The 13,340-nt window shown below is 69.3% G+C and carries 8 protein-coding genes; 3 read left to right on the forward strand and 5 right to left on the reverse strand.

Translation table 11 applies throughout. The features are described from left to right. Positions 1-325 precede the first annotated feature (325 nt). Together QNO12_RS00565 and QNO12_RS00570 are read left to right on the forward strand one after the other, a co-directional pair. Positions 326-1,288, forward strand: coding sequence for a DNA topoisomerase IB (locus QNO12_RS00565; protein ID WP_257500856.1), 963 nt, complete (start codon positions 326-328; stop codon positions 1,286-1,288). A gap of 349 nt (positions 1,289-1,637) precedes the next feature. Further along, positions 1,638-5,174, forward strand: coding sequence for an efflux RND transporter permease subunit (locus QNO12_RS00570; protein WP_257500855.1), 3,537 nt, complete (start codon positions 1,638-1,640; stop codon positions 5,172-5,174). A 20-nt stretch (positions 5,175-5,194) separates the two neighbouring features. Here QNO12_RS00570 and QNO12_RS00575 read toward each other — a convergent pair whose 3' ends face one another. After that, positions 5,195-6,124, reverse strand: coding sequence for a DUF998 domain-containing protein (locus tag QNO12_RS00575; protein WP_257500854.1), 930 nt, complete (start codon positions 6,122-6,124; stop codon positions 5,195-5,197). A 160-nt stretch (positions 6,125-6,284) separates the two neighbouring features. After that, positions 6,285-7,358 (reverse strand): DUF998 domain-containing protein, encoded by a 1,074-nt coding sequence (locus tag QNO12_RS00580; RefSeq protein ID WP_257500853.1) that lies wholly within the window; start codon positions 7,356-7,358, stop codon positions 6,285-6,287. 330 nt (positions 7,359-7,688) lie between these two features. On the opposite strand from QNO12_RS00580, the gene QNO12_RS00585 reads away from it, so the two are divergent. Next, positions 7,689-9,845: a DEAD/DEAH box helicase gene (locus QNO12_RS00585; RefSeq protein WP_285178158.1), complete on the forward strand. Its 2,157-nt coding sequence runs from the start codon at positions 7,689-7,691 to the stop codon at positions 9,843-9,845. A 148-nt stretch (positions 9,846-9,993) separates the two neighbouring features. On the opposite strand, the gene QNO12_RS00590 is transcribed toward QNO12_RS00585, so the two are convergent. The 3 genes from QNO12_RS00590 to QNO12_RS00600 all read right to left on the reverse strand — a co-directional run bounded on the left by QNO12_RS00590 (position 9,994) and on the right by QNO12_RS00600 (position 13,269). After that, the gene (locus QNO12_RS00590; RefSeq protein WP_257500851.1) at positions 9,994-10,845 is read right to left on the reverse strand and encodes a VOC family protein; all 852 of its coding nucleotides are present in this window, start codon (positions 10,843-10,845) and stop codon (positions 9,994-9,996) included. Positions 10,846-10,868: 23 nt separating this feature from the next. After that, on the reverse strand, positions 10,869-12,107 hold the full coding sequence (locus QNO12_RS00595; RefSeq protein ID WP_257500850.1) for a glycosyltransferase: 1,239 nt from the start codon (positions 12,105-12,107) through the stop codon (positions 10,869-10,871). Positions 12,108-12,198: 91 nt separating this feature from the next. Continuing rightward, a complete protein-coding gene (locus tag QNO12_RS00600) occupies positions 12,199-13,269 on the reverse strand; it encodes an Rv2578c family radical SAM protein (protein WP_257500849.1) in 1,071 nt (356 codons plus the stop codon). Positions 13,270-13,340 lie beyond the last annotated feature (71 nt).

Raw genomic sequence — 13,340 nt, forward strand, 5'->3', positions numbered from 1 at the left:
CTCAGGGGAGGGGCTTGACGCGCGCTCGGGCACGGTGCTACACAGCGGACTCCCAGGAAAGGGCGTTCGCCACGCCGGTCTCGGGTATCTGCGGTGTCATCGGCTTGTCAAGCCCTTCGGATCCGTGCGGCGCGGGCCGTACCGTCGAGACGACCGAGGAGGAGAGCATGCCGGAAGGACGCGGGTCGATCAGCCGCAAGAATCCGGACCTCTACGAGGAGCTGCGCAAGGCCGAGCTCATCGCGATGCTCCGCGATCACTGACCGCGGGCGGGCACTGACCGCTGTTCCCATCGACGACGCAAGACAACAAGACAAGAGGCGACGTGGCACGACTGGTCCGGGTCCGCCCGGGAGAAGACCCCGGCTATCGACGGATCAGGTCCGGGAGCGGCTTCCGCTACGCGGATATGAGCGGATCGGCGGCTCTGCCCGCGGACCGGCAGCGGATCCACGATCTGGTCATCCCGCCGGCGTGGCAGGACGTGTGGATCTCGGTGGACCCGAACGCCCACATCCAGGCCGTCGGCGTCGATGACGCGGGCCGACGCCAGTACCTGTATCACCCGCGGTGGCGGGAGCGCCGGGACCGTCGCAAGTTCTCCCGCGCCCTCGAGCTCGCTGCGGCGCTGCCGCGCGCGCGGGGCCGGGTCACCAGCGCGCTGCGCCGCGACGACATCGATCGGGAACGGGTGCTCGCCGCGTCGTTCCGCCTGCTCGACCAGGCAGCGCCGCGGATCGGCTCGGCGCGGTACCTCGAGCAGCACGGAAGCCGCGGCCTGACGACTCTGCAACGGCGGGATGCTGCCGTCGCGGAGTCCCGCACCACCCTCTCGTTTCCGGGCAAGAGCGGCAAACGCGCCAACATCGAGATCGACGACGCGGAACTGGCCGCGGTGATGCGGGAACTGAGCGTCGGCCGCCCACGCTCAGCGCTGCTGGCCTACCGTCGCGGCACCCGTCGCGTGCCGCTCACCCCCGCGGACGTCAACTCGCATGTGCGCTCGCTGACCGGGGGTGCCTTCACCGCCAAGGACTTCCGCACCCTGCGCGGCACGATCCTGGCCGCCGAAGCGCTCGCGCGCATCGGCACGGTGGACACGGCGAAGGATCGCAAGCGCGCCGAGGCCCTTGCCGTGCGGGCGACGTCCGAGGCTCTGGGGAACACGCCGGCCGTGGCGCGGAGCAGCTACATCGACCCCGCCGTCTTCAAGGCCTACGAACGCGGCCGGATCCTGGACCTGGATGTGTCGCCGGAATCGGCGATACAGCGCCTGCTGATCGGCTGAGGCCGGCCACGGGCATAGGCGGGCCGGTGCCGCGCCGCCCACCCGTCCCCGTGCGCGCATGCTCGGCGCCGTCGCCGCGGGAGGTCCTCGGGGCGGGGCTGAACGAGGGTGGAAACCTTCTCGTCGCCGTCCCCGCCGCCGCGGTCGGTCTGGCGCTCGCGACACTGCTGTGACGTCGTGGGGCGGTGATCGGGCACCCGCGAGGCCCGGATTCGCGGCGTCCTCGAAGAATTGACCGTGGGATACTGAGGACTCGATACATGTGCGTATCGGTCGCACGGGCAGAGCCCGGCATCCCCGACCCGGCACTTCCCCGGGCATCCGAACTGCATCCCCAGCGAAGGCCACCGTGTCGAATCTCGCCGTACTGAGCCTCAAGAACCGTGCGCTCATCGCCCTCATCACGATCGTCGCCGCGGTCTTCGGAGGTCTCGCCCTGACGAGCCTCAAGCAGGAGCTGATCCCGTCGATCGAGTTCCCGGCGCTCGTGGTGGTCTCCACGTACCCGGGCGCCTCCCCCGAGGTCGTCAGCAACGACGTGTCGATCCCGATCGAGGCGGCGATCCAGGGGGTTCCCGGGCTGGAGTCGACTGCGGCGACCAGCACGACGAACGCATCCATCATCCAGGCGTCCTTCACCTACGGCACCAACCTGGCAACGGCCGAGCAGAAGATCACCCAGGCGATCAACCGCATCAAGGCGCAGCTTCCCGAAGGGATCGAGCCGAACGTCATCTCGGCGAGCATCGACGACTTCCCGGTGATCCAGCTCGCGGTGACCGGATACGAGGACGAGCAGACCATCCAGGCGCAGCTGGAGTCCACGATCGTCCCCGAACTGGAGGACATCGCCGGGGTGAACGCGGCGCAGATCGTGGGCGGCGTCGGGCAGCGCATCACGATCACCCCGGATCCGGCTGCGCTGGCCGAGGCCGGCTACGCGCAGCAGGCGATCCGGGACGCCCTCGATCAGAACGGCGTCCTGTTCCCCGGCGGACAGATCACCGAGGACGGCCAGACCCTCACCGTGCAGACCGGGTCGAAGATCACGTCGGTCGAGGAGATCGCCGCGCTCCCGCTCGTTCCGTCGGATGCCGCGCAGTTCGAGTCCGGACCCCGGACCATCGCGGACGTGGCCACGGTCGAGCAGAACCAGGACCCGGTCACCACCGTCTCGCGCGTGAACGGCGAACCCGCGCTCACGATCGCCGTGACGAAGCTGCCCTCGGCCAACACGGTCGATGTATCCCGGGGCGTGCTGGCCGCGCTGCCCGGCCTGGAGAAGAGCCTCGACGGCGCGGAGTTCACCGTCGTCTTCGATCAGGCCCCCTACATCCAGCAGTCGATCGAGGCGCTCGCGCAAGAGGGCCTGCTCGGCCTGTTCTTCGCGGTGATCGTCATCCTGGTCTTCCTGCTGTCGGTTCGCGCGACGCTGGTGACGGCGATCTCGATCCCCACGAGCGTGCTGATCACGTTCATCGGGATCCAGGCCTTCGGCTATTCGCTGAACATCCTCACCCTCGGTGCGCTGACCATCGCGATCGGCCGCGTGGTCGACGATTCGATCGTCGTGATCGAGAACATCAAACGCCATTACGTCGGCGACGCCGACAAGATGACATCGATCCTGCGGGCCGTGCGCGAAGTGGCCGCCGCGATCACAGCCTCGACGATCACCACGGTGGCCGTCTTCCTCCCGATCGCCTTCGTCGGGGACGTGACCGGCGAGCTGTTCCGGCCGTTCGCGCTCACCGTCACCATCGCGATGACCGCCTCCCTGTTCGTCGCTCTGACGATCGTGCCCGTACTGGCGTACTGGTTCCTGCGCCCGGGCAAGCCGATCTTCGGACCCGACGGACGGCAGATCGACGCCGAGGATCCCGAAGCGCCGCCGAGCCGCCTGCAGAATTCCTATCTTCCGATCCTGCGCTGGACCCTGAAGCATTCCTGGGCGACCCTGCTGCTGGCCGTGCTCGTCCTGGCCGGGACGGTGGCGGCCGTGCCCTTCCTGAAGACGAACTTCCTCGGCGATTCCGGTCAGAACACGTTCACGATGACCCAGGACATCGGTCAGGCGCCGAGCCTCGAGGCCGAGGATGCGGCCTCGACCCAGGTCGAATCGCTGCTGCTCGGCATCGACGGCATCGAAACCGTCCAGGTGTCCATCGGCTCGAGCGGGTCCGCGCTGCGCGACGCCTTCGCCGGCGGCGGCAGCGGCATCACCTACTCGATCACGACCGACCCGGACGCCGACCAGGTCGCGCTGCGCGAAGAGGTCCAGTCCGCGGTCGCCGATCTCGAGGACGCGGGCACGATCACCATCGCCGGAGGCGGTGGCGGATTCGGGTCCACCGACATCGAGATCGACGTCACCGCGCCGGACTCGGCCACCCTGCAGGAGGCGACGGATGCCGTCGTCGATGCCGTGACCGGGGCGGAGGGCATCGGCCAGGTCTCCAGCAACCTGTCCGCTTCCCTGCCGTACATCGCCGTCGTGGTGGACAGCGAGAAAGCCGCGTCGCTGGGCCTGTCCGAGGTCGCGGTCGGAGCGCTCGTGTCGAACACGATGCAGCCCCAGCAGATCGGGGCGGTCGAGATCGAGGACACGACGCTGACCGTGTATCTGGCCGCGTCGCAGACCCCCACGACGATCGAGGAGCTGCGGCAGCTGACGGTTCCCAGCGCCCAAGGCCCCATCGCGCTCGCGGAGATCGCCACGGTCGAGGAGAGCGAGGGACCCACCTCGATCACGACCGAAGGCGGTCAGCGGACAGCGACCGTCACCGTAACCCCGGCCACGGACGATCTGACGACGGCATCCGCGTCGGTGAACACGGCGCTCGCCGAAGCCGACCTGCCCGCTTCGGCGGATGCCGCACTGGGCGGTGTCATCTCGCAGCAGCAGGATGCGTTCACCCAGCTCGGGCTGGCGCTGCTCGCGGCGATCCTGATCGTCTACATCGTCATGGTCGCGACGTTCAAGTCGCTCCGCCAGCCGCTGCTGCTGCTGATCTCGGTGCCGTTCGCGGCGACCGGCGCCATCCTGCTGCAGATCGCCACGGGTGTTCCCCTGGGCGTCGCGTCTCTGATCGGCGTCCTGATGCTCATCGGCATCGTGGTCACCAACGCCATCGTCCTCGTCGACCTGGTCAACCAGTACCGCACCAAGGGTCTGTCGGCGCACGATGCCACCGTCGCCGGAGGATCGCGACGACTGCGGCCCATCCTGATGACGGCGCTGGCCACGATCTTCGCGCTGACGCCGATGGCGCTCGGGATCACCGGTCACGGCGGCTTCATCTCGCAGCCGCTTGCCATCGTGGTGATCGGCGGCCTGGTCTCGTCCACCCTGCTCACGCTTCTGGTGCTGCCGACGCTCTACAACCTGGTCGAGGGCGCGAAGGAACGGCGCACCCGCCGGAACGACGGTTCTACGGACCCCGACGCACCGGTGTCGGCGCCGGTCGGACCGGGAGTGGCCACGGCCACCGAGCGCGGACTGACCCGACGTGAGATCCGGGAACGGGATGCCGCCGCCTCAGCTCCCGCTGCCGTGTCCGCTCCCGCCCTTGCCGACGTCGAGGTGCCGCCCATCGAGGAGGGACCGGACATCGAGATGCCGCAGGGCGACGAAACCGCCCTCGAGGCGCAGCTCACGTCCGCTGCGGCGGGGATCACGTCCCCTCCGGCGGAGGCGGACCCGGACCCGGTGCCGGTGGACGCCGAGCCGGTGCCGGTGCCGGTGGACGTGGACCCGGTGCCGGGTGACACGAACGTGGCTGATGCTGACGAGCGTGACGTGAACGTGGCTGATGCTGACGAGCGTGACATGAACGCGGCTGATGGCGACGAGACCGTCACCGAGGAGGACCCGGAGTCGCGCTGACGCACGTCACCTGGCGCGGATCACCGCCGATCGACCGGGGGTCGCCAGCTGCGTGCTCGGTGATGCTCCGGATCCGGCTGACGCGATGTGGAGGCGCGGCTCATGCTGCGCCGGGCCCGTGCCGTCGCACGCGGTCGGGCTACGGTGCGCGGCCGCGCGGCTGCCGACGAGGGGCCGCTCGCGGCGGCGCGGATCCGACGCGCGCGGGCGCGAGCGGGCAGCGGCACGGTGTGCGTGCTCGCCGTCCGCTGGACCGCCGGCGCAGGAGGCGCCGCGTCGGCACCTCGGCCGAGGTTGCGTGCGAAGAACAGCAACCAGAAGAAGATCAGGCTGAATCCGACGAGTTCGAAGGCGGCGAGGTTGATGAAACCCGCTATGTACACGCTGACGGCCACGACGAGGCCCACGCCGACCTGCCGGGTGGCGCGGGTGACCCCGCGGTGCATGCCGCGCAACAGCCACCGGCTGGACAGCAGGATCGCCGTGAAGGAGAACACCGCCCCGGTCGAGGCCCGGTCATGCAGGAACTCGTTGGTGTTCTGCGGGATGACGCCGACGAACGACAGATGGATGCCGATCAGCACGACCAGGATCGGGACAGCGGTCGCGGACCTTCGGCTCACCAGCACGGACGTTCCGGCGTGGCGCTTCATCTCGATTCTCAGTCGCCACCCGAACAGCACCACGCCGCCCCCCGCCGCGATCAGCGTGGCGTTGAACAGATGCCCCGAGAACACCGAGAAGGTGCCGAGGCGACTGAAATGCAGCTGCCACCACATCGGGTCCGGCGTGGTCAGGATGGACAGCAGGGTGCCGCCGATGAGCATCGCAGCCGTCATGAAGCCGACCTGGGTGGCCGTTACCGGTTCGCTCGGCGCGCGCAGACGCACGCTCAAGGGATCGAGCGCGATTTCGGCGAGCAGGGCCACGGTACGGGTCAGGCCTTTCATGAGGCGGTGCGGTAGCGCTCCCGCCCTGCAGTTGCTCCAGGCCCCAGCCGCCTACCCCCGGGCTGACAGCGCTGGTTGGACTGGCTTGCACCCCTCGCAGCACCCGGTCTTGGGTTGAATGTAGCGCGTTCGGATCAATCGCGGTGAATTCACTTGGATCTTAGCTGCTCTCGCCGCGTTGGCCCGATACGGCCAGAAAGCGCACGAATACCGCAATCCATCCGAAAATGAGAGCGAAGACGATGATTTCCAGTGCCGTCAGCGTGAAATAGCGGATGACGAACAACACCACCGTGGCCACGGTGGCGAACAGGAAAGCCCACTCCGACACGAAATAGGCGCGCGGCATTCCGCGGAGCAGAGTCGGGCCGGCGATCAGCAGCGCCAGGAATATCAGCGCCATGCCCGATGCCGAGACATTGTGCAGCGGCATGCTGACATCCACCGGAAAGATGCCGACGCCGGCGAGCATGACGCCCATGATCACGAAAAGCGTGGAGATGATGCGCGGGGCACCGGACCGGCTCAGGACGCCCTCCGCAACCAACCGCTGCAGGTCGTTCGCGATGTAGACCGCGAACGTCGTCACCAGCAGACCGGCGGCGATCAGTGTGCCGTTGAAGACGAAACTGGACAGGTCGTCGAAGGTGCCGAGCTGGCTGAAATGGACCTTCCACCATTGCGGATCCGGAGAGGTCACCATCGCGGTGAGCGTGCCGATGACGATGAAAGCCATCAGCAGCGAGGACATGCGCTGTGTCGTCACCCGCGACACGGACAGATAGACCAGGTATGAGGAGAGTCCGAGCGTCACGGCCATGAGCACGATCGCCCAGAACGTGACCACGGGCAGGCCGATGAAGCCCAGGCCCAGCAGCCGGAATCCCGCATACGCCGCGAGGAAGGCGAGGGCTGTGTGCACGATCACCACCGAGACGGTGTTCACCGCGAACTTCCACGAGGGCAGCCCGCGGCGCCACTCCTGTCCCGGTCGAGCCCGGGACCGCCAGTATCCGGTTCCCGAGGCCGCGCCCGCGACGACGGCGGCGCCGATGGCGGCCAGCAGCCCGAACGCTCCCATGGAGTCCGCCAGCGGCAGATCGGGCACGACCAGCGCGACGACCAGCCCGTAAAGCGCACCCACCGCACCCGCTGCGCCGGCGGCGTACACGGCCTCCGCTTCGGCGCGCAGCGCGGGCGCATCGGAGTGCGTTGTCACGACGCCGCTGGTCATGGCGTCAGTGTAAAGCCGGCAGGGTGCGTGCGCCGGTATCTCTCAGACTCGCTCCAGCGGTGTCCGCTAGGATGAAGGGTCGGCTCTGGACACTGCACTGCTGTGCGGATGGGTTTGTGAGTCCAAGGGGCCGATGGTGGGAGCGAATCCGCTCCGGCGACCATCACGTTGAATGGCCCCCGGCCGACGATAGTCCGGGTAACTCCGTGCCGCATGTGCGGCCTCGCGGCAGTGCTTCCCGTGTGCAGTCTCGAACTGCGCGGATGCCGATCTGCCCACGAGCTGTGGAGTGCTGTTCTCACACCTGAGACAACCCAGAAGGACATTCCCATGCCCAAGAGCAAAAAGCCGGCCGGCGGACGACCGGCCAAGAACTTCGAGCCGCGCTACGGCGAGAAGAAGACCCCGTTCCACGAACGTGCCCGCGGCGGCTCGGCCCAGAAGCCGGGCAGCAAGAGCGTGACGCACCGCGGATACCGCGCTGCCGAAGAGGGTGCCCCGTCAAACGCACCGCGGACCGGCGGTCCCAGGACCGGCGCCGCCAAGTCCGGCGCTCCGAAGACGCGGTGGACGGCGACGCAGCGCGCCGGCCGCGACGAGGCCCGCGGTGCCCGCGTGCCGTCGCACAGCGACCGTCCTGCGCGCTCGTTCGACGACCGTCCTGCGCGTTCGGGCGATGAGCGTCCGGCTCGTCGCGATTACAACAGCGATCGTCCGGCGCGTCCGTACAGCAATGATCGTCCGGCGCGTTCGGGCGATGACCGTCCGGCTCGTCGCGATTACAGCAATGATCGTCCGGCGCGTTCGGGCGATGACCGTCCGGCTCGTCGCGATTACAGCAATGATCGTCCGGCGCGTTCGGGCGATGACCGTCCGGCTCGTCGCGATTACAGCAATGATCGTCCGGCGCGTTCGGGCGATGACCGTCCGGCTCGTCGCGATTACAGCAATGATCGTCCGGCACGTTCGGCCGATGACCGTCCGGCTCGTCGCGATTACAGCAGCGATCGTCCGGCTCGTCGCGATTACAGCAGCGATCGTCCGGCGCGTCCGTACGGCAACGATCGTCCGGCGCGTTCCTTCGGCACCGAGCGCCCCTCGCGTGCGAACGAGGACCGTCCCAAGCGCGAGTACAACGCCGATCGCCCCCGCCGTGATGACCGCGATCGCCGCCCCGCGGCATCCGGCAATCGTGGCGACTGGAGTGCGCCCCCGCGCACTGCCGCGCACCAGCAGCACGTCGACGTCGTGCACGAGCGCCTGCAGGCCGAGGCCGTCCAGGCGACCGTCGTCGATGGTGTGACCTTCGGTTCGCTCGGACTGGGTGAGAACATCGTCCGCACCCTCGCCGATCTCGGTGCCGCCACGCCGTTCGCCATCCAGGCCGCGACGATCCCCGAGATCCTCGCGGGCCGCGACGTCCTCGCTCGCGGTCGCACCGGCTCGGGCAAGACCATCGCGTTCGGCGCACCGCTCGTCGAGAACGTGCTCAAGAGCGGCGCCGGCAAGAAGCGCGAGTTCGGTCGCAAGCCGAAGGCGATCATCCTCGCCCCGACGCGCGAGCTCGCCCTGCAGCTGGACCGCACGATCCAGCCGATCGCTCGCAGTGTCGGGCTGTTCACCACGCAGATCTACGGTGGCGTGCCCCAGGCCCGCCAGGTCGGTGCACTGAAGAAGGGCGTCGACATCATCATCGGCACGCCCGGCCGCATCGAGGACCTCATCACCCAGCGCAAGCTGGATCTCAGTGACGTGATGGTTGCCGTGATCGATGAGGCCGACCACATGTGCGAGCTCGGGTTCCTCGAGCCGGTGCAGCGCATCCTGCGCGAAACCGCCGACGGCTCCCAGAAGCTGCTGTTCTCCGCGACACTCGACCGCGAGGTCTCCTCGCTGGTGGACGAGTTCCTCGTCGAGCCGTCCGTCCACGAGGTGGCCGGCGAAGACCAGGCATCCAGCACGATCGAGCACCGCGTGCTCGTCATCGAGCACCGCGACAAGGCCGAGATCCTCGACCAGCTCGTCGATCGGGAGGGCAAGACCCTCGTGTTCGCACGCACCCGTGCGTATGCGGAGATGCTGGCCGAGCAGTTCGCCGACATCGGCATCCCCGCCGTCTCACTGCACGGCGACCTCAACCAGGCCCGCCGCACGCGCAACCTGGAGCGCCTCACTTCGGGACGGGTCAATGTCTTGGTCGCCACGGACGTCGCCGCCCGCGGCATCCACGTGGACGACATCGACCTGGTCATCCAGGCCGATGCGCCCGACGAGTACAAGACCTACCTGCACCGCTCCGGCCGCACCGGCCGCGCGGGCAAGACCGGCCGCGTGGTGACCCTCATCACGCGGCAGCGTCAGCGCAAGATGGCCGAGATGCTCGAGCGCGCCGAGATCGCCGCGCCGTTCGAGAACGTCCGCCCCGGCGATGACACCATCGAGGAGCTCACCGGTCGCGTGCCGACCGCTGCCGAGCTCACCGCGTAGCCGCTCCACGTCGAAACGCCGGGTCGCCTCTTCGGAGGGGGTCCGGCGTTTCGCGCGCCGGACGGTGCTGTTACCGGCCGGGATCGGCTCCGCTGCGGCTCGGCGTGCTCCCGGTGCCGTGTCCGTTCCACGGACCGTCTGCCGCGGCTCAGAAGCCGGCGGCGTCGGGCGGTGCGAACTGGCTCACCACCAGACGTGCGCCCTGCGGGTCGACGATCACGGCATCCCTGGTCCATTCACCGTCGGTGCGCGACGCGACGGTCGCTCCGAGCCGCTCCGCGGTGCCGGCGGACGCGTCGCGGTCCGCGACGGTGAAGCGGATCTCCCACGTCGCGCCCGAAGCGTCCGGGTCCACGGTCAGGCCCGCGATCACGTCGGCGAAGCCCGCCGGGGCGAAGGCCTGTCGCTCGCGGATGCCGGGGTCGATCGTGGATGCGAGGTGATCGCCGTACCCGGGCAGTCTGATCATGCCGGCACCGAAGTCGGCGTCGGCCTGCCACCCGAAGACGTCGCCGTAGAACGCGAGTGCGGCCTCGGGATCGGGTGTGCGCAGGTCGCTGAAGTTCCACGCGCCGGGGACGTTGACGATCTGCGAACCGGGGTGGGTCCGCCCCTGCCAGAGACCGAACGCGGCGCCCTGCGGGTCCGCACACAGGGCGCTGCGTCCGTACGGACCGTACCCCGCCGGCGGGACCGCGACCAGTCCGCCTGCCCGCTCGATCCGCAGGCACGCGTCCACGATGTCGTCACACGCGATGTGGCTGATCCAGGCGGGAGTGGGCCGTCCCGGCGCGGTCGGCCCCAGTCCGCCGACGTCGAGACCGTCACGCTGAGCGAACAGGTACGGCCGGCCTGCGTCCGGCGAACCCGCAGCGGCGAAGTCCCAGTCGAACAGCGCTCCGTAGAAGGCTGCCCCCGCCCGCAGGTCCGACTGGGTCGCATCCACCCAGCAGGGGACGCCCGCCGGATATGTGCGGGGCCGCATGCGACGCTCTGCCATTGCGTCCTCCTCGGCTCGAGGCCTCACACGAGCGACTCCAGCAGCTCGGCTGCGCGGGGCGCTCCACCGCTCGCCCGCAGCTCCGCCCCGATACGGGCTGCCCCATCCCGGAACGAGTCATCCGTCGCGACGCGGTCGAACCCCGCAGCCACCTTCGCCGCGGTGGGCGTTCCGGTCTTGAGGTTCACGCCGGCGCCGGCCCACGCCACCCGCGCAGCTATCTCGGGCTTGTCCAGATCGCCGCCGGCGATCACCAGCGGGATGCCGTGGCTCAGGGCAGCCAGCACGCCGCCCCAGCCGCCGTTGGTGATCACGACGTCGGTGCGTGGCAGCAGCTGCGCGTACGGGAGGAACCCGCCGACGCGCGCGTTCGCCGGCACCGGGAACGGCAACTCGTCCCGGCCGGGGACCCCGGTGGCGACCACGACCAGCACATCACGGTCGGCGAGCGCCTCGAGGGCCGGGCGAAGAAGGTCGGACGGGTCGATGTTCTGGGTGCCCTGCGTCACGTGCACCACGCGCCGCCCGTCCAGATCACCCCACCACGCGGGCAGTCCCGTGGCGGCGGTGGTCGGTGCCCGCAGCTCGCCGACGAAGTGCACCGACGGCGGCCGGTCCGTCCGCTCGTAATCCAGCTGAGGCACCCCGCTGGCCACCACCAGCCGGGGTGAGAACACCACTTCGTCGAAAGTGAGCTTCGAGGGCGGCAGCCCCACCGCCGAGCGCGCCCGCGCGAGCGGCCGGCGCAGCGGGCGCGAGATCAGCGGCACGGCGGCGCGCAGCGCGGCATCCCGTGCCCGGGTCAGCGGGTTCCGCCCCGGCGCGAGCCCGAGTCCGCTCGGCGGGCCCTGCGCGCCGGCGAGGTTGAGCGGAAGCAGGGCGACCGTGGCCCACGGCCCGCCCGCGTGCTCGGCGAACAGTGCGGCTCCGACGGACACCTCGTCGCCGGCGATCGCGTCCCATGGTGCGCGCTCCCACTCCGACGTGAGGTCCTCCACCTGGGCGGGCGCAGTGCGGATGAAGACGTCCTGGACGTTGATGAGCAGCTGTCCGAGGCCCTTCTTGCCGATCAGGCGGGGGAACGTCGCCGACAGGTCGTTCTCATCGAAATCCGGCGCGATCTGCCACGGCACGAGGATGGCCCCGGCGTCCTCGACGCGGTGCCGGAATGCGGAGCCGGTGTACAGCCGCACGTCGTGCCCTCGAGCGGCCAGCGCCTGCGCCACGGCGCACATCGGCGTGATGTGCCCTGTGAAGGGCATCGCTGAAAGCAGAAACCGCGCCACGGCATCATCGTGCCGTGTTCGGGCCGGGAGCGCACCCCCTGCTTGCGCTCCAGGAGGCGGGCGCGGGTCAGAACAGCCGCACGGCGCTCTGGGCCTCGCGGCCCCGCGATGTCGTCACGAATCGCGGCGACGTGCGGGCCGCCGGCCCCGGCAGCGCGGAGCCGCGCGGTTCGTCGTCCTCGGCGCTCCCGTCCAGCCCGTGCACGCGCAGGAGGGGTCGTACGCGTGTGGACAGCCAGGTCCGGTATGCCTTCGGCGCGGTCGGCGAGGCGCCCGGATACAGCCCGAGATACGCCGGAACCAGCTCCGGTCGCTCACGGCGCAGCCACTGCATGAACCACTGCTTCGCGCCGGGCCGCAGATGCAGCGCCCCGAAGACGACGCGCACCGCACCGGCAGCTCGTATGCGCCGCAGCGCATCATCGAGCGCGGGGATCGAGTCGGTCAGGTGCGGCAGGACGGGCATCAGGAACACGGTCACCCGGAAACCGGCCTCGGTGGCTGCGCGCACCGTCTCCAGGCGCGCCGTCGCCGAGGGGGTTCCGGGTTCGATCAGCTTCTGCAGCGCGTCATCGAAGACGGCGATGGACATCGCGAGCGACACGTTCACGCGTTCCGCGGCATCCCGCAGCAGCGGCAGGTCGCGGCGCAGCAGGGTGCCCTTCGTCAGGATCGAGAACGGCGTACCGGACTGCGTCAGCGCCGAGATGATGCCCGGCATCAGCCGGTACCGCCCCTCGGCGCGCTGATAAGGATCGGTGTTGGTCCCCAGCGCGACGGGGTCGTGCATCCAGGTGCCGCGGCGGAGCTCCTTCTCGAGCACGTCGGCGACATTGATCTTCACGATGATCTGCGAGTCGAAGTCGCGCCCGGAATCGAGCTCGAGGTACTCGTGCGTGCCCCGGGCGAAACAGTACGTGCACGCGTGACCGCAGCCCCGATAGGGGTTGATCGTCCAGTCGAACGGCATCGCGGAGGAGCCGGGCACGTGGTTGAGTGCGCTCTTGCACATCACCTCGTGGAAGGTGACATCGGCGAACTCCGGGGTGGTCACGGACCGCACCAGACCGTTCAGCTGCTCGAGTCCGGGCAGCGCGGCGGCATCCGCAACACCCAGTTCCTGTCCCTGCCAACGCATGACTCCATGGGAACAGAAATGCGAATGTCTGTCAAGACAGGTTCGTACAGAAAACCGATCTGGGCCGGATC

It is taken from the genome of Microbacterium sp. zg-B185, assembly GCF_030246885.1.
In the GTDB taxonomy this organism is placed as follows: Bacteria; Actinomycetota; Actinomycetes; order Actinomycetales; family Microbacteriaceae; genus Microbacterium.

What these genes read in the sequence shown, in the direction of transcription:
- QNO12_RS00575 (WP_257500854.1), bottom strand. Translation starts at nt 6,124, where the DNA reads ATGAAAGGCCTGACCCGTACCGTGGCCCTGCTCGCCGAAATCGCGCTC.
- QNO12_RS00580 (WP_257500853.1), bottom strand. Translation starts at nt 7,358, where the DNA reads ATGACCAGCGGCGTCGTGACAACGCACTCCGATGCGCCCGCGCTGCGC.
- QNO12_RS00585 (WP_285178158.1), top strand. Translation starts at nt 7,689, where the DNA reads ATGCCCAAGAGCAAAAAGCCGGCCGGCGGACGACCGGCCAAGAACTTC.
- QNO12_RS00590 (WP_257500851.1), bottom strand. Translation starts at nt 10,845, where the DNA reads ATGGCAGAGCGTCGCATGCGGCCCCGCACATATCCGGCGGGCGTCCCC.
- QNO12_RS00595 (WP_257500850.1), bottom strand. Translation starts at nt 12,107, where the DNA reads ATGCCCTTCACAGGGCACATCACGCCGATGTGCGCCGTGGCGCAGGCG.
- QNO12_RS00600 (WP_257500849.1), bottom strand. Translation starts at nt 13,269, where the DNA reads ATGCGTTGGCAGGGACAGGAACTGGGTGTTGCGGATGCCGCCGCGCTG.